The organism is Sphingobacterium sp. BS-2 (assembly GCF_046161205.1).
Taxonomy (GTDB): Bacteria; Bacteroidota; Bacteroidia; order Sphingobacteriales; family Sphingobacteriaceae; genus Sphingobacterium; species Sphingobacterium mizutaii.
Genome location: NZ_JBIXGO010000017.1, coordinates 42,117 through 59,282, shown reverse-complemented (window position 1 = coordinate 59,282; position 17,166 = coordinate 42,117). Strand labels below are relative to the sequence as shown.

12 protein-coding genes are annotated in these 17,166 nt (G+C 41.9%); 4 read left to right on the top strand and 8 right to left on the bottom strand.

The window, feature by feature from the left end:
- Positions 1–27: 27 nt before the first annotated feature.
- The gene (locus ACK2WI_RS09040; protein WP_312698081.1) at positions 28–1,443 is read right to left on the bottom strand and encodes a Gfo/Idh/MocA family oxidoreductase; all 1,416 of its coding nucleotides are present in this window, start codon (positions 1,441–1,443) and stop codon (positions 28–30) included.
- 124 nt (positions 1,444–1,567) lie between these two features.
- Here ACK2WI_RS09040 and ACK2WI_RS09035 point away from each other — a divergent pair, with 124 nt between their 5' ends.
- Positions 1,568–2,962, top strand: a complete 1,395-nt coding sequence (locus ACK2WI_RS09035; RefSeq protein WP_409150679.1) for a DUF1080 domain-containing protein — start codon at positions 1,568–1,570, stop codon at positions 2,960–2,962.
- Positions 2,963–3,026: 64 nt separating this feature from the next.
- Here ACK2WI_RS09035 and ACK2WI_RS09030 read toward each other — a convergent pair whose 3' ends face one another.
- The 5 genes from ACK2WI_RS09030 to alaS all read right to left on the bottom strand — a co-directional run bounded on the left by ACK2WI_RS09030 (position 3,027) and on the right by alaS (position 11,676).
- The gene (locus tag ACK2WI_RS09030) at positions 3,027–5,180 is read right to left on the bottom strand and encodes a DUF4954 family protein (RefSeq protein ID WP_409150444.1); all 2,154 of its coding nucleotides are present in this window, start codon (positions 5,178–5,180) and stop codon (positions 3,027–3,029) included.
- 4 nt (positions 5,181–5,184) lie between these two features.
- Positions 5,185–7,026, bottom strand: coding sequence for a glutamine--fructose-6-phosphate transaminase (isomerizing) (glmS, locus tag ACK2WI_RS09025; RefSeq protein WP_312698084.1), 1,842 nt, complete (start codon positions 7,024–7,026; stop codon positions 5,185–5,187).
- A gap of 129 nt (positions 7,027–7,155) precedes the next feature.
- A complete protein-coding gene (locus tag ACK2WI_RS09020; protein WP_093094910.1) occupies positions 7,156–7,848 on the bottom strand; it encodes a response regulator transcription factor in 693 nt (230 codons plus the stop codon).
- A 100-nt stretch (positions 7,849–7,948) separates the two neighbouring features.
- Complete coding sequence (locus ACK2WI_RS09015) at positions 7,949–9,055, bottom strand: redoxin domain-containing protein (protein WP_409150443.1); 1,107 nt, start codon at positions 9,053–9,055, stop codon at positions 7,949–7,951.
- Between the two features lie 5 nt (positions 9,056–9,060).
- Complete coding sequence (gene alaS, locus ACK2WI_RS09010) at positions 9,061–11,676, bottom strand: alanine--tRNA ligase (RefSeq protein ID WP_409150442.1); 2,616 nt, start codon at positions 11,674–11,676, stop codon at positions 9,061–9,063.
- Positions 11,677–11,810: 134 nt separating this feature from the next.
- On the opposite strand from alaS, the gene ACK2WI_RS09005 reads away from it, so the two are divergent.
- The 3 genes from ACK2WI_RS09005 to ACK2WI_RS08995 all read left to right on the top strand — a co-directional run bounded on the left by ACK2WI_RS09005 (position 11,811) and on the right by ACK2WI_RS08995 (position 14,955).
- Entirely contained in the window at positions 11,811–12,650 is an 840-nt protein-coding gene (locus ACK2WI_RS09005; protein ID WP_312698088.1) for a universal stress protein, read from the top strand.
- Between the two features lie 15 nt (positions 12,651–12,665).
- Positions 12,666–13,523, top strand: a complete 858-nt coding sequence (locus ACK2WI_RS09000) for a universal stress protein (protein WP_409150441.1) — start codon at positions 12,666–12,668, stop codon at positions 13,521–13,523.
- 106 nt (positions 13,524–13,629) lie between these two features.
- On the top strand, positions 13,630–14,955 hold the full coding sequence (locus ACK2WI_RS08995; RefSeq protein WP_093094900.1) for an OmpA family protein: 1,326 nt from the start codon (positions 13,630–13,632) through the stop codon (positions 14,953–14,955).
- A gap of 129 nt (positions 14,956–15,084) precedes the next feature.
- On the opposite strand, the gene ACK2WI_RS08990 is transcribed toward ACK2WI_RS08995, so the two are convergent.
- The gene (locus ACK2WI_RS08990) at positions 15,085–15,273 is read right to left on the bottom strand and encodes a KOW motif-containing protein (RefSeq protein ID WP_409150440.1); all 189 of its coding nucleotides are present in this window, start codon (positions 15,271–15,273) and stop codon (positions 15,085–15,087) included.
- Between the two features lie 74 nt (positions 15,274–15,347).
- Positions 15,348–16,838, bottom strand: a complete 1,491-nt coding sequence (locus tag ACK2WI_RS08985; RefSeq protein WP_313367934.1) for an amino acid permease — start codon at positions 16,836–16,838, stop codon at positions 15,348–15,350.
- Between the last annotated feature and the right edge of the window lie 328 nt (positions 16,839–17,166).

Below are 17,166 nucleotides of genomic sequence, written 5' to 3'. Positions count from 1 at the left end.
CTTTAATGTATTTGATTGATTATTATTTTAAACTTTATAGTATTGTTCGAAACCGGTTCTAGGTGGCGGTCCGATCAAGAGTGCATTTGCAAATTTATCATTTGTAATCTCTTTTTTGACAGGATCGAACTTAAATTTTCCGTTCAAGCGCTGTGCAATCACCCCAAGGCAGAAAACTTGGCTCAATGGACCTGCGATTTCAAACGGCGAACGTGTCTTTTCCTCGCCTTTACAAGCCTTCAGGAAGTTTGCAAAGTGATTGGAAGGTGATTCCGGAACTACTGGTAGCTTATTTGCGATATCCTTAGCCTTTTGTTCAGGGATAATCGATAAGGTACTGCCATGTGATCCTCCTTTAAAGGTAAGGTCTTTTCCGTAAATAATCTTTCCAGGGTTTAATTTGGCTGGCTCTAGGTTACCAGTACTTGGTGGCGGAATATTCGGATCCAGTCCCGATACGCCATATCCTTCTGGAATTGGAGGCAGGTTATTGATGCCATCATACCACATGATATCCAAGGCTGGCATGCCCTTGCGTTTAGGGAAGCTGAATTTTAAGGTGGATGACATCGGGAAGAAGAAGGAATTATGCCCTTCTAGCATCTCTGCTCCTACCTCGGTCGGAAGGCCCAATTTCAGGAATTCATGGGAGGTATCGAGGATATGTGCACCCCAATCGCCTAAGGCTCCCATTCCGAAATCGAACCAGCAACGCCATTGCCCATTGACAAAGTCTTTGTTGTAATTATGTCCGATGGTCTGCATTTGCCAAAGATCCCAATCGATCGTGCTTGGAATCGGTTCTGCTGGCGGGAAATTCTTGATATTGACATCCCATCCATGCCATCTGCGCGGCATATTCATGTGGCCGACGATCTGGGTGACATCCTTGATGATTCCCGCCTCGGTCCATGCTTTGTACTGGAAGTAATTGGCATCGGAGTGTCCTTGGTTACCCATCTGGGTTGCCAATTTTGGGTTCTTCCTAGCTTTTTCCATCATCAGCTCCACCTCCAAAAAGGTACGGGCCATCGGTTTTTCCACGTACACATGTTTTCCAAGGTCCAGCGCCATCATGGTGATCGGGAAATGGGAAAAATCTGGCACTCCAACCGTCACCGCATCGATCTGGTTACCCATCTTATCGAACATCTGGCGGAAGTCCTGAAAACGTGGAACATCTGGGAATTGCTTGATAGCAGCTTCGGTATGTTTAGCCCCCATGTCCACATCACATAGTGCAACAATATTACATAAACCCGTTTTATACAGATCCATCAGGATTTCTCCACCTCTATTCCCGATCCCTATCGCCGCCAAGTTGACCCGTTCATTTGGCTTGGCCATCAAGATATTTCCCAATGGACTGCTAGCCATCGTCAAGGCTCCTCCAGCGATAATGGATTTCTTTAAAAAACTTCTTCTTGAAAAATGATGATTCATCTGTAATATGTTTAGGTTTACGAATGTTACATGAATGATTAGCTTAAAATTAAAAAAAAATCCTAATTTCAGTCACCTTATTGGACATTAATCCATAAACCTGTTACAATAAAGACATATTATGATGAGAAATACCTATTTGAAATCTGTTTTTAAATCCACATTCGGCCTTCTTCTACTGAGTTCATTGACAATTTCCTGCCAACAAGCAAATAAAAGTGCGGATGGATGGGAAAACCTGTTCAATGGCAAGGACCTGAACGGCTGGAAGCCTTTGGCTGGGAAGGCAGATTATCACGTTGAAGATGATGCGATCGTTGGAGTAATGACGAAAGGTACGCCAAATTCCTTTTTGGTAACGGATAAGGAATATGGCGATTTTATATTGGAACTGGATGTCAAACTGGAGGGAAGCACCACTAATTCGGGTGTTCAGACCCGAAGCCATTTTGATTCAACCGCCAACAACGGCGCTGGAAGGGTCTATGGTCGCCAAATGGACATCGATCCAACTGCTAGAGCATGGACCGGGGGAATCTATGACGAAGGCCGTAGAGAATGGCTGTACCCCTTGGACCTAAACCCGAATGCGAAAACAGCATATAAACCAAATGAATTCAACCACTACCGGATCGAGGCCATCGGCAATGAAACCAGGACTTGGGTGAATGGTGTGCCAGCAGCTTTTGTGGTAGATAGCTTGGATGATGCTGGATTTATTGCCCTACAGGTACATGCTATTCCAGATTCATTGGATGGCAAAAAGGTTTTTTTTAAGAATATCCGCATTCAGACCAAAGACCTGAAGCCCCAAGAATTCCCTAAGGATGTGTATGTGGTGAATACCCGTGCTAATGATCTGTCGGAAGCTGAAAAGGCCGCTGGATATAGCTTGCTGTTCAATGGCAAGGATAGCCAAGGCTGGCACAGTGCCCGTGGCGATAAATTTCCTGAAAAGGGTTGGAAGATCGAAAACGGCCTGATTGAAGTGCAGAAATCGGATGGCGCGGAGTCGACCAATGGTGGCGACATCGTGACCGATAAACAGTACAAGGCTTTTGACCTTTCCTTTGATTTTAAACTGACTCCCGGAGCTAATTCAGGCGTGAAATACTTTGTAACCCTGGACGAAAAAACAGCAGGTTCTGCCATCGGTCCGGAATATCAGATCTTGGATGATGAATTGCATCCCGATGCAAAATTGGGAAAAGATGGCAATCGTACCTTGGCTTCCTTGTATGACCTGATCACTTCGGATCGCAATCCAAGACCTAGGAAACCAATTGGGGAATGGAACCGCGGCAGAATCGTGGTGACGCCGGATAATCATGTCACTTATTACCTAAATGGCTTCAAGATGTTGGATTTTGTGAGAGGTTCGGAAGATTTCAGGAAATTGGTAGCCGGTAGTAAATATAAAGACTGGGAGAAATTTGGCGAGGCGGAACAAGGACATATCCTTTTGCAGGATCATGGTGATGCCGTTGCCTTTAGGAGCATTAAGATTAAAGAATTATAGAAAATAAAATAGAAAAGGAAAAGGACCGAAATGCATTCGGTCCTTTTCCTTTTTATAAGGAGCTCTAGAATTGAGCCTTAAATGCTTGGATTTTCTTTTGGAATCCTGCGAATTCAGCGCTTTGCTGATTGATAAAACTATTGTCTTCCAATCGGCCCACCACCTCATTCATCTCTTCTTCATTTTCATAGACCATCAAGCGGAAAGGATTGATGTAATCCTTGCTTCTGGAATTATAGATTTCATCACAGATCCATTTCTTGGTTTCCAAGGCCTCATCAAAGAGATGGCTCCAGAAATCAGCGTTCCAGTCGGCAGTATCTGTTTCGGTAACCTCTTGTAAAGAAGCCAAGCTATGCTTTAATTTATCAAGGATATAGCTATCGCTCAATTGATGGTAATTGCTATGCATCTCATCCCAAGAATTGATTTTCTTGTCTTTCAAGTCCTGTAGGAGCTGGTCCAATTTACTTACTGGAACCAATTGGCTGCCCACATTTTCAAATTCCTCCCGCTTCAAGTCGGATTCGGTCAAGGTCTGGATGCTATCTTTGAATTCCTTTGGATCAACATGCTCCAATACCTGGCAGATCGCATAATAACGAACCAACTTCTTGAATAATTGATAAGCTTCTTTTGGCTTCAATAGAACCGCCTTGCGCTTAGAGAACTCGGCATTGTCCAAGAAGATTTCCTCGGCTGCTTTGTCTTTACTGTTCAACCATTCTAGTGGATTTTCGGTATTCAGGGATTTGCTTACAGCGTTCTCAATTTCCTTGATTCCTGTAAAGATCTCATTGACGGTATCCGGTGCCAAGATATCATATTCGAAATACTGGTTCTTGAAAGAACGCTTATCACGACTGATGAACTTATTGGTATTACGCATCAACGCGTACATATTGTACATAAACCAATAGCCCGGAACGATAATCAAGCGATCATGGGTGACATCATTGCTCACCAACGAAAACGGGAATTTGATATCCAGTTCATGTAAGAAATCACCTTTTACAATCAGGGTATATGAAGCGAATTTGGAGTTATGCTTTAAGCTTACGCATAGTCCTGGCCAAAAACCACGACCTGCGATAATCTCTCCATCTGCACCTCTTGAGTTATGGTTGGATCCAACCGTAGCACCCGCTGCCATATTGCTCTGACCTTTGATCAAGGCCGCACATAGGAAGGAGTTATTATGGTGCTGCTCGTGCGCAGGGAAAATAAGCGAATTAAGGACCTCACAACAGGAGATGGTAGAATTGTCGCCCAAGAAAGAGTTGATCAATCTGGCGCCATATTTCAACTGCGAATAGGAAGATAGGATAAAACGGACTGCCTTCACTCCGTAGAACACCCTACAGCCATAGCCAATAATCCCGTTAACCAGCTCACAACCCTCCCCGATTTGGGTATAGGCTTCTGCAGTGGAGTTGATCGTTACGTTTTTGAGTTTACTGATTCCCTTGATATAGGCATCAGAACCAATCTTAACGTTTTTGAAGGTATGGGAGTTCTTGATTACGGTACGATCGCCGATCTCACTGTAATAGCCTCTGATATCATTGAATTTCGCATTGGTGATATCAAAGAAACGTTGCTGTAATTCTTTATCCTGTCGATTGCGAGTCCATAGATATACGTCAGCGGCTTGCATGCCATCAAATGGAAGGACCGAACGTCCGCCATTCTCATTACATAGCTCAAGAAAGATCCGGCTTGTGTCAGGGTCACCCGCTTTCAGGATACCATTACCGAATTTAGCATTTGAACTGGTTTCCATTTCATTTACATTGAGCAGGATAACCTCGTTCCCAACGATGAAATGGGCAATATAACGGACCTGATGCAGGGCTACACAATCCCCTAGATCACATGAAATAATCTGGGAGTTGTAGATTCCCACCGGCAAGCGGATATCACGATATTCCAGGTAAACCTCTTCCATATCGCCAATACGCACCAAGCCAAAGAATTTGGACCTTTTGATCTGCTTCGGAAGAAATTTATCCGTGACGAGTACATCATTCCAATCGGTAGATTCATTATGATTGAGCTCGAGGATGCGAACCTCTTCCTCCGTCAGGTTTCTATATTTCTTGTTGGATTTGTTTTGTTGAAAACGAAGGTAGTATTCGTCTTTTCCCTTTGGTAGATAATCGACGGGTATGAAATCATACCCGATCCGATTTAATGGTATCTTTATTATATATCCCATGATATTATTCCACAGTTACTGATTTAGCTAAGTTCCTTGGTTTATCTACATCTAAACCACGGTACACTCCGATATAGTACGACAATAGTTGCAATGGAACAACCGTCAATAAAGGAGCAATAACTTCATCAGCCTCTGGAACAACCATGACATCATTTGAAATGGTTGGAGTCACCTCATCTCCTTCTGTCATTACGGAGATTACCATTCCTTTTCTTGCTTTAATTTCTTGTATATTACTTACGATCTTCTCATGGTAAGCATCCTTACTGGCAATGAAAACTACTGGCAATTCCTCGTCAACCAAGGCAATAGGACCATGTTTCATTTCTGCAGCTGGATAGCCTTCGGCATGGATATAAGAAATCTCCTTCAACTTTAATGCGCCTTCAAGTGCAGTTGGGAAATTATAGCCACGACCTAAATAAAGAACATCGCGGGCATCTTTGTATTTGTAAGCGATCGCTTTGATATTATCAACCTCATTTTCCAATACCCATTGTACTTTCTCTGGAACATCGTGCAACTCTTGGCAAAGCTCGTCAAAGCGTTCATCGGAGATGGTTCCTCTCGCTTTTGCCAGCTTCAAGGCAAACAACATCAACACGGCAAGCTGCGCTGTATAGGCTTTAGTACTCGCTACGCCAATCTCAGGACCTGCATGGGTATAACAACCTGCATGGGAGATACGCGCAATGGAAGAACCTACAACATTCACTATACCAAAGATTGTTGCGCCTTGCTCTTTAGCACGTTCAAGGGCAACCAAGGTATCAGCGGTTTCACCACTTTGGGAAATCGCGATGATCACATCATCAGAACTGATTACCGGATTGCGGTATCTGAATTCCGAAGCGTATTCCACCTCCACATTCACGCGGCATAATTCCTCAATTACATATTCTGCAACCAAGCCAGCATGCCAACTCGTACCACAGGCCACAATAATAATCCTGCGGGCATTCGCCAATTTATCTTGGATAGCATCTACCCCACTCAGGATAATTCTATGCTCATTCAAGATCAAACGACCTCTTAATGAATCCGCGATAGTGGTAGGTTGTTCAAAGATTTCCTTCAACATGAAATGATCATAACCACCTTTTTCGATAGCTGCTAATTCTAGATCCAGCTTTTGTACAAATGGCGTGATGATTTCATTACCTAGGTTTTTCAAGATCAATTCATCAGGCTTTACGATAGCCAACTCATAATCGTTGATATAAACCACCTCTTTGGTATAAGCCAACATCGGGGAAGCATCAGAACCTAAGAAATGTTCATTCTTTCCAATCCCGATCACTAATGGGCTTCCTTTACGTGCAGCGATAATGGTATCCGGCTGATCAGCAGCGATCAACAAGATAACATAAGCACCGGTAACCCTTTTTAGGGCAATACGGATCGCCTCTTCAAGACCACATTCATTTTTTTCTTGTATGTCTTCAATGAAGTTAAGTAGGACCTCGGAATCCGTATCGGATTTAAATTCGTATCCTTCTTTCGTAAGTTCGTTCTTTAGTTGGGCATAGTTCTCGATGATTCCGTTGTGGATCATGGCGAGTTTTCCTGATTTGGAAACGTGAGGGTGAGCATTTCGGTCTGAGGGCTCTCCGTGGGTTGCCCAGCGGGTGTGACCAATTCCTGTCGTGCCAGCAGTGGATTGATCACCTACAAACTCCTCTAATGCAGCGACTTTACCTGCCTTTTTGTAAACTTTCAAGGAGTCTCCTTGTTGAAGCGCTATACCAGCACTATCGTAGCCTCTGTATTCTAATTTCTTTAAGCCGTCTATCACGATGGGATAAGCTTGGCGCGTTCCGGTGTAACCGACAATTCCACACATATGTTTTTCTCGTTTTAATTTAAGTTTTAAAATTTTGAGTAAATATATAAAATATATTAGTGCAAACGATTGCGCGCTTTTAAAAACAAAAACCGAACCAATCTGGTCCGGTTTGTAATTAAAATTTCTTTATTCTAGTTCAAACTTGTAGCCAACTCCCTTGACCGTAGTTACATAGCTGTCGCCAATCTTTTCTCGGAGCTTTCGGATATGCACATCAATCGTCCTATTGGTAACAACCACGGAGTCTTCCCAGATGGCTTTCAGGATCTGTTCCCGAGTAAATACCTTGTTGGGTTTGGAGGCCAATAGGTATAGCAATTCAAATTCTTTTTTAGCCAGTACAAATTTCTCATCGCCACGGAATACCAAGAAAGAATCCCTATCGATCACTAGATCGGAGATCTCCAGTTTATCAGTTACCTGATCATCTATAACCTCAGTGGTATTTCTTCTTAAGATCGCATTGATTCGGCTCATTAAAGCCCTAGGTTTGATAGGTTTGGCAATATAATCGTCTGCACCTACATGGAAACCAGCAATTTCGGAATACTCTTCACTTCTTGCTGTTAGGAATACCATAAAGACCTGTTTGAACTCGGGCATGGAGCGCATCAAACGACAAGCTTCAATTCCGTCCATCTCAGGCATCATGACATCAAGGATGATTAGGTCTGGAAAAACCTCTTTGGCAACTTTAATAGCTTCTTTCCCATTAGAAGCGGTATATACTTGGTAACCTTCCTTAGTTAAATTGTATGAAATGAGTTCAACAATGTCGGACTCGTCATCAACCACAAGAATCTTTTGATTATTGGCCATATAAGCTGTTTTTTTGCTAAGGTATATACTTAATTATAAAATAAAGTTACCCAAAAGTTATGAAATTGTTAAGCCTTAAAATAGACTTAACAATTGATTCTTATTTTTTTAAGGTTTTCGTTAAGAAATCTTCCAATTGCTTACCCCTCAAATTCTTAGCAATGATGATGCCCTGCTCATCCAAAAGGTAGGATGCAGGTATGCCTTTAATGGAATAATCTATAATCAATGGAGAGCTCCATGCTTGAAGGTCTGAAATATTAGTCCAGGTCAGGTTATCATCTTGAATTGCACGCATCCAAGAACCTGGATTGTTGTCCAAAGAAACGCCTAAAACAGTAAAATTATGGTCTTTGAAGTTATTATATTGTTTCACAATGTTTGGGTTCTCTTCACGGCATGGCATACACCAAGACGCCCAGAAGTCCACCAACACGTATTTTCCTTTATAGTCTGAAAGCTTTACAGTTTTATTATCCGGTGTATAGGCCACGATATTCGGTGCAGCCTGACCTACGGCCAGCTTTCTCAACTTATCAACCTCAGTCTTGAACTCATTTACATAGCGATTGTTTGGGAATTCTTCCTTGATTTGGTCGGCATAAGCAATCAGCTCCGGTTCGGCCATCTCTGGATCCAAGGTACTCATCACATAAAAACCAGCGAGGTCATTGTTCTTTTGTGCAAATGAAACCGCCTCTGCGATATAGTTCTTAAAGAAAGGCTCAAATTTCATGAGCATTTCCGAACGTAGATTTTGGATGCCATTGGCATCTAAATTATTGGTAGCACTTGAAAAAGCCTGTTGCAAGGAGTCCCGAACGAAATCAATCCTAGACTTTTGCACCGCGAAGTCCTTCAACTTCTGGGACAGCTCCGAACCCTTTACTTCATACTGTTCTGGATTCTGCAAATTCACATTGAATTCCACTGCTTTTCCAGGTTCCAGAATAATAGGATATCTGTTATTCCCGACAGCCAAGGTCAATAGCCTTTCTTGGGTAGCCGGTCTTTCGAACTTGAAACGGTTGCCATCCGCAATAAATGTTGAATCTAATTTCTGCTCACCTTCATAGAAGCTGACTACTTTCACATTCCCTGGGTTCTCGATCACACCGCCAACCTGAATCGTATCAGAATTTGAACATGAAGACAACCCAGCGGACAACAAACCCACTAATCCAATATATACTGCAAACTTTTTCATTTTTCTTATTTAATAAACTCTCTTGATCTTGAAATCGCTCTTTCTAATCCAGCTGCATCCTTACCACCTGCCGTAGCAAAGAATGGTTGGCCACCGCCACCACCTTGGATTTCTTTAGCCAAATCGCGCACGATATTACCAGCATGCAGACCTTTTTCTTTAGCCAGTTCATCAGAAATCATAACCGTGATGCTTGGTTTTCCATCAATCACCGCTCCTAATACGGCATAAAGATTATTGATCGCACCTTTGAGGGTATAAGCTAAAGTTTTAACCGCATCTACACTTGGCAGATCAACGATGGTAGCGACATAATTGATGTCCCCAACTTTTTCCAACTTCTTCTCGATATCATTTTTCAGTCCTTGCGACTTTTCTTTGACGTAGTTCTCAATCTCCTTTTTCAAGGCGTTGTTCTCATCCAAAGTTTTCGACAAGGCTGAAACAAAATCCTTAGGATTGTTCAATAGCTCTTTTAGGTTATCTAACAACTCAAAATGTTCACGGATCACTTGCTCGGAACGAGTTCCAGTAATCGCTTCAATCCTTCTTACTCCAGCCGCAACTGCAGATTCCGAAAGGATCTTGAAGAAACCGATCTGTCCTGTTGCTGCAACGTGCGTACCACCGCACAACTCCTTGGAATAGGAATCGTCAAAAGTGATCACACGGACATGGTCGCCATATTTCTCCCCGAAAAGAGCAGTAACCCCAGAATCGATCGCTTTTTGGAATGGAACATTCCTTTCTTCCTTCAAAGGAACATCTTGGCGGATCTTCGCATTCACGATGTCCTCAATCTGTTTGATCTCCTCGTAAGTCAACTTCGAGAAGTGCGAGAAGTCAAAACGCAATACATCTGGAGAAACCAACGAACCTTTTTGGTTCACATGATCGCCCAAGACTTGCTTCAATGCTGCATGCAATAAGTGCGTCGCAGAGTGATTGGCTTCTGTATCTTTTCTTTTCTTAATATCCACAACCGCTTCAAATTCGCCGCTCAAGACAGATGGAAGTTGGTTTACGAAATGTATGAAAAGTCCATTTTCTTTTTTGGTATCTAAGATGCTAACCTTTTCATTGTTCTCTAATGAACGGATATAGCCTTTATCGCCAACCTGACCTCCCCCTTCTGCATAGAATGGCGTTTCAGCAAGTACCAATTGGAATTGATCTTTTCCTTTGCTAGAAACCTTTCTATATTTTAGGATTTCGGTGGTTGCCGTTAAGTTATCATAGCCCACAAATTCACTCTCCGCCTCATCATTTACAATAACCCAGTCGCCAGTATCAATCGCTGTAGCAGCTCTCGATCTTTCTTTTTGCGCCAATAATGCCTGTTGGAAACCATGCATATCCACGGTCATCCCCTTCTCCCTAGCCAATAATTCGGTCAGGTCAATTGGGAACCCGAAGGTATCGAACAGTTCAAAAGCAAATTCACCATCAATCGCGTCATGATCTGCAGAATAAGCTTCAAAACGCTGGATCCCTTGCGTCAAGGTCCTTAAGAAAGAAACCTCTTCTTCCAAGATTACCTTTTCTACAAAATCCTGTTGTTGGTACAATTCATCGAATACCCCTTTAAACTGCTCTGCCAATACTGGAACCAGCTCATGGATAAATGGACTCTTGAAATGCAAGAAGGTATAGGCATAGCGAACGGCACGTCTCAAGATCCTACGGATCACATAACCGGCCTTATTATTTGATGGTAATTGCCCATCAGCGATAGCAAAACTTACCGCCCTGATATGGTCTGACAAGACACGCATTGCGATATCGGTCTTCTCATCTGTACCATAAGCAATACCTGATTTAGTAGCAATAAATTGAATCAAAGGTTGGAATACATCTGTATCGTAGTTGGACGACTTCCCTTGGATGGCACGAACCAAACGTTCGAAACCCATTCCGGTATCCACATGCTTTGCCGGTAAAGAGACCAAGCTTCCATCTTTTAACCTGTTGAATTGCATAAATACCAGGTTCCAGATCTCGATCACTTGTGGATCATCCATGTTCACCAAGTCCTGACCTTTTACCTGAGCACGCTCTGCATCTGAACGCATATCATAATGGATCTCGGAACAAGGACCACAAGGCCCCGTATCACCCATTTCCCAGAAATTATCCTTCTTGTTTCCTAATAGGATACGATCTTCTGGAATCAATGCTTTCCAAAGGTTAAAGGCTTCCTCATCTTTTTGCAAGCCTTCGGTTACATCCCCCTCAAAGATCGTCACATAAAGACGGTCTTTATCTAATTTCAACACGTCAGTCAATAACTCCCAAGCCCATTCGATGGCTTCTTTCTTAAAGTAATCTCCAAAAGACCAGTTACCAAGCATCTCGAAAAGGGTATGGTGATAGGTATCAATCCCTACCTCTTCGAGGTCATTATGTTTTCCAGAAACACGTAGACAACGCTGGGTATCAGCCACTCTTGGGAATTTGGCGACAGCTTCTCCTAAAAATAATTCTTTGAATTGGTTCATCCCCGCATTGGTAAACATCAATGTAGGGTCGTTCTTCACGACTACTGGTGCTGAAGGAACAATTTGATGTCCTTTACTTTTGAAAAAATCTAAAAAGGCTTGACGTATATCTCTACTAGTCATTTAATTCGTGTCTAATTTTAGCTGCAAACTTACTCAAATTTGATGAGTAAACTCGCCAATCAAGCCAATTTTTATTAATATGACGCATATTTTTCCTAAATTTATCTCTGTAAAAACACACAACAAAATAATTCATGAAGATGACAATTATTGTCCCTACTGATTTTTCTGAAAATGCTGGGTTTGCTGCAGATTATGCCTGCCAGCTCGCTAAGGAAAAAGAACATAACATCCACCTATTACATTGCTACACTTCTAGCTCAGTAGGAGAAAATGCTTCTGAAGAAACCAATGGCACTGGCCTCTTGGCAGATCAGAAGATACAAGAATTGCAGACACAGCTGCTCAGGAAATTCCCCACATTGCACATCAGCATTGAATGCTCCAGAGGTTTGATCATCGACAAATTGACAGAACTATCCCAATCCGGCAAATATGCCATGATCGTAATGGGCGCTTCGGGTGAAAGCCAGTTGAAGTCCATTTACTATGGAAGTACCACTGTTGCTGTCGCTTCAAAATCAGAAGTCCCGGTCGTGGTAATCCCGAACCAGCCCTTCAATTTCGAGATAAACCATGTCTCTTTATTAACTAACTTTAAAGCGGCCGAATTGGATACTTTAAAGGAATTTCAGGAAATTATAGGAGTACCACATGACTTGACCTTGATCCACGTGTTCAAAGAAAGCCAGAAATCCGAAAACATTAAGGACGATCTGGATTCTTGGGCATTTAATATCCGTGAGATGGGCTCCATCGAACAGGTGAACACCATCGCAGAATCCATCAATAAAGAGGATATCGAATTAGATTCAGTGCCGGAGGTGGTCAGCAAAGTTATCTCCGAGGTTAACCCGCAGATCATCTTGATCACACCCAGTAGAAAAACATTCTTCGAAAGGTTATTCAAAAGTTCTGTTTCCAAAGCCTTAGCTTTGGAACTTAATAAACCAGCTTTTTTCGACAAAATATAAATAAAACTATACAGCATGAGCAAACTACTTATACCTATTGACTTTTCAGAGAATTCTGACAACGCAATCCATTACGCTTGTCAAGTCGCTCAACAAGCTGGACAAGAAATCGACTTGATCCACGTGTTCTCTTCCCATTCGAATACCTATGCCAATGTGAAAGGAGAAACTCCATTGAACGACCCTCGTGTTCCTGAAGCTGAACAAAACATGGTAGATACGATCGCAAAGTATCAACAAGAATTCCCTACTGTGAAGCTGAATAGCATATTTAAGGATGGTAATCTTTACGATGGAATCAAAGCGGTAACCAATGCAACTCCTTACGATGCCGTTGTCATGGGTACACAAGGCGCTTCTGGCTTAGATGCTGTTTTTATCGGTAGCAATACCTATGATACCATTTTAAACACCACTACTCCGGTATTGGCCGTTCCAGAAACCTGCACTAAATATAAAAAAGACAATATCGCCTTGCTATGCAATTTTAAAGAAGCTGAGCTTACTGCTTTGCAACAGGCTGCACCCTTGTTCAAAACAGATTATAGATTGGTATTGATCCATGTAAATACCAACGACAGAGCCATTAAAGATATTGATGCTGACTTCAAGGAATGGATCAATAGAATCGAAAGCGAATTGGGCATCTCCGATATCTCTTATATTATCAAACCACAAACCTTGTTCATGCGCCAGAAAGAAACTGTTGCACAAGCAATCACTTCCGTACTATTGGATGAACAGGTGGACATCTTGATTTTGACCAAGAGCAAGAAAAGTGTCTTCAGACAATTGACAGAGTCCAATGTGATCAAGAAAATGGCCTTTAACATTCAAATCCCGACATTCTTCGCAAGGGTTTTGAAGGCATAAATATAGGTTTTCGACTACAAAATCATGATATTTTAGGCTGAGTTGCCAAAACAAGTTGTTTTGGCAACAAATTTGCCATGCCATTGGCATAAAAGCATATAATATTATGAAAACACTTTACTTTAAAAAAGTTAGCGCATTAGCTGCTGCTGTTTTAATCTCTTCTGCTACTTTCGCACAAACCAACACGGCTACTGTTGAAGGCACGACTACTTTAGGTCCAACTTCACAATACAGAACTTGGTCTATCGGTATCAACGCAGGGGTCCTTAATCAATCCAACATTTTCGGCTTCAACAGAGCTGGATTCGATAAATTAAACCACAACGTAGGTTATTCGGCTTATGTAAAAAACCAAATCTCTCCTTCTTTCGGTATTAAAGCTCAATACATGGGCGGTAAAGTTAGTGGAGTGAACGAAACGGCTGGTGCAGCAATTTCTGAGTTTGAAACAAAAATGCCTTGGTCAGCTGCTGTATCTGGAGAGTTCACGATGGCGAACACCAACTGGAGATTCTTTAACAGCATCATCAAACCGTACTTCGCTGTCGGTGTAGGTGCATTGAGTTTCGAAACAACTACAAAAACAGGAGAAACTTCAACTACTGCAGAATCTTCAACAAAATTATTTGTACCAGTTGACGCAGGTTTCAAATTCGCTGTAGCGAAAGGAATCAACATCGACTTGGGTTACCAATTGAACTGGGCTAACCAGAACTTTGATGGTATCCGTGGCGGTCAATACAAAAACGACCTGTTCTCGTATGCTCACGCTGGTCTAGAAATCGCATTAGGAGATGGAAACAAACCTTACCTTGGCAACTCAAACCCTGTAGCGACTATGGCTGCTAGATACGATGAGTTAAAAGCTGAGCGTGATGCTTTGGTTGCTGCAAATGAAAAATTGCAATCCAACATGGACGAAATCAACGCTGGTCTAGAAGATAACGATGGAGACGGTGTTGCAAACAAATTCGATAAATGTCCAGATACACCTGCAGGAACTAAAGTTGACGGAGCAGGATGTCCACTTCCAGAAGTGAAACACGAAACTAAAGTTGTTGAGAAAATCGTAGTTACTGAAGAAGACAGAAAAGTGGTTGATGAAGCGATCAAAAATCTTGAGTTTGACTTAAGTAAAGCTACCATCCGTCCTACTTCTTACGAATCATTGAATAGAGTTGCAGCTTTATTGATCGAGAAAAACTTCAGCTTAAAACTTGCTGGTCACACCGATAACACCGGTTCATTACAATTGAACTTACGTCTATCAAAAGAACGTGCAGAATCAGTTAAAGCTTACTTAGTATCTAAAGGAGCAAATGCATCACGTATCGAAGCTACAGGTTATGGTCCAAACCAACCTATCGCTACCAACAGTACTCCAGAAGGACGTCAGTTGAACAGACGTGTTGAATTTACCTTATTCTAGGCATAAAATTGCATTAAGCTAAACAACATACAACCAAAAAGGGCCTGCAATTGCAGGTCCTTTTTATTTATCCTATATCTTTTTCTAGATACGGTAGTATTGTATCTGCTAAGAATGTCCCAACTAGACTTACTCTTCTTCTGGCTCTATCTTTTGCACATTTATCAAAAGCGTCTTAAACCTGATTCCAGAACTCTGTTCTACCGTTATGGTCTGATGCCCTGTTTTGCTTACATGCAAATCATTCACCCTACCCGATTTTCCTTTATGGGTTCCGCCCAATACTCGGCAATAATCCCCATCTTTTATGCTCTCCATCAGCAAATAATTAAGTAAAAATAAAAAGGGGTAGAAAGCCCAAGCCCTACCCCCATTTGTCAATATGATTATCCTTATTCAGAAGTTCCAGAAGCCTCAGCTTCCTTTTCTTTCCTGATTTTGGAATGTTTATGTCCGTACAAGAAGTAGAAGGCAACACCTATTGCCATCCAGATCCCCAAACGCTCCCAGCTCTCAATAGGAAGACCAGCCATCATCAGCACACATACCAAGATACCTAAGATTGGAATCAAAGGCACCCAAGGCGTCCTGAATGGTCTCTCTAGTTTCGGGTTAGTCTTACGCAACACCAATACACCGATACATACCAAAGTAAAGGCAAATAAGGTTCCGATACTTACCATATGTCCTAGATCCGAAACCGGAACAAAGCCTGCAAATAAACTTACAAAGACCATAAAGATCAAGTTAGTTTTCCAAGGCGTTTGACGTTTAGAAAGATCCGAGAACAATTTAGGCAGTAGACCATCCTTACTCATCGAATAGAACACACGACTTTGACCAAGCAACATCACCAGGATTACCGAAGTATACCCAGCAATGATCGTCACGATCATCGCAGTATTCAAGAAATGATATCCAGTTTTTTCAAATGCTGTAGCTACCGGTTTTGCATCGCCACTGAACACAGTGTAAGGAGCCAAACCAGTCATTACATAAGCAAACAATACATATAATATAGTACAAACGATCAAGGAACCAATGATCCCGATAGGCATGCCTTTCTTAGGATTTTTCGCTTCTTGCGCCGCAGTACTTACCGCGTCAAAACCAATAAATGCAAAGAATACAACCCCTGCAGCTTGTAGAATCCCTGTCCAGCCATAGTGTCCCCGATAATCACTATTCCAGAACTCCCAGAATCCCATTTGACCCGATTTCACCATTTCCTCACCCTCATTGGTAGGGATCAATGGTGTATGGTTTGCAGGATCAATAAATTGCCATCCTAATACGATAAACAAGATCACAACAGCAACCTTCAAAATAACCAAGATGTTATTGACAAAGGAAGACTCCTGCGTTCCACGCATTAGCAATAGCGATAGCAAACAAACGATGATGATGGCTGGCAAATTGATTACCCCGCCTTCGAATGGACCCGCCAGCACCTCTTGGGGGAGATGTATCCCCATCAGCAAGAACAGCTCGTTCACATATTGCGACCAGCTCACCGCTACTGTTGCAGCAGCCAAAGCATACTCAAGTACAAGGTCCCAACCGATTATCCAGGCCATAAACTCACCCATGGTCGCATAAGAATAGGTGTAGGCACTACCAGCAACAGGAATCATGGAAGCAAACTCTGCATAACAAAGCCCCGCGAATGCACAACCAACCGCAGCAATAATAAAAGATATCATTACCGCAGGACCCGCATGGTCAGCCGCAGCAATCCCTGTCAGAGAGAATAGACCAGCTCCAATAATGGCTCCAATTCCTAAAGCGATCAGACCAGAACTCGATAAGGTCCGTTTCAGGGTTCCTTCGCCGCTCTGCTCAGCCTCAGAAATCAATTTTGTAATAGATTTTTTATACCACATAAATTTAGATGAATAATTAAAGAATCAAACCTACAAAAAAATTAAAATAGAATCCAATTCATTATCAATTCATTATCAATGGCGCTAATAAATTAAAAACTACAATGATTTAATCCTTATTCCTTGCGATCATTCGTTTTCCGCTAGCATTTACAAAATAATTATTGGCAGAAACTGATCATATCAAAACAATTAAAAACAGTTCCTTTATCACTTTTTTGCTACATCGAGCAAAATCTTCAATTTTCTTTTATAAGTATTGATTTATAAACCAAAACCTAAAGAAAAAAAGCTTGTTTAATAGATAGGTAAAGAAATTGTGGGGGCT

Excerpts from the sequence above, each read along its gene's own strand:
- ACK2WI_RS08995 (WP_093094900.1), top strand. The coding sequence starts at position 13,630 with ATGAAAACACTTTACTTTAAAAAAGTTAGCGCATTAGCTGCTGCTGTT.
- ACK2WI_RS09030 (WP_409150444.1), bottom strand. The coding sequence starts at position 5,180 with ATGGGATATATAATAAAGATACCATTAAATCGGATCGGGTATGATTTC.
- ACK2WI_RS09020 (WP_093094910.1), bottom strand. The coding sequence starts at position 7,848 with ATGGCCAATAATCAAAAGATTCTTGTGGTTGATGACGAGTCCGACATT.
- ACK2WI_RS09035 (WP_409150679.1), top strand. The coding sequence starts at position 1,568 with ATGAGAAATACCTATTTGAAATCTGTTTTTAAATCCACATTCGGCCTT.
- ACK2WI_RS09015 (WP_409150443.1), bottom strand. The coding sequence starts at position 9,055 with ATGAAAAAGTTTGCAGTATATATTGGATTAGTGGGTTTGTTGTCCGCT.
- alaS (WP_409150442.1), bottom strand. The coding sequence starts at position 11,676 with ATGACTAGTAGAGATATACGTCAAGCCTTTTTAGATTTTTTCAAAAGT.
- glmS (WP_312698084.1), bottom strand. The coding sequence starts at position 7,026 with ATGTGTGGAATTGTCGGTTACACCGGAACGCGCCAAGCTTATCCCATC.
- ACK2WI_RS09000 (WP_409150441.1), top strand. The coding sequence starts at position 12,666 with ATGAGCAAACTACTTATACCTATTGACTTTTCAGAGAATTCTGACAAC.
- ACK2WI_RS09005 (WP_312698088.1), top strand. The coding sequence starts at position 11,811 with ATGAAGATGACAATTATTGTCCCTACTGATTTTTCTGAAAATGCTGGG.
- ACK2WI_RS08985 (WP_313367934.1), bottom strand. The coding sequence starts at position 16,838 with ATGTGGTATAAAAAATCTATTACAAAATTGATTTCTGAGGCTGAGCAG.
- ACK2WI_RS08990 (WP_409150440.1), bottom strand. The coding sequence starts at position 15,273 with ATGGAGAGCATAAAAGATGGGGATTATTGCCGAGTATTGGGCGGAACC.
- ACK2WI_RS09040 (WP_312698081.1), bottom strand. The coding sequence starts at position 1,443 with ATGAATCATCATTTTTCAAGAAGAAGTTTTTTAAAGAAATCCATTATC.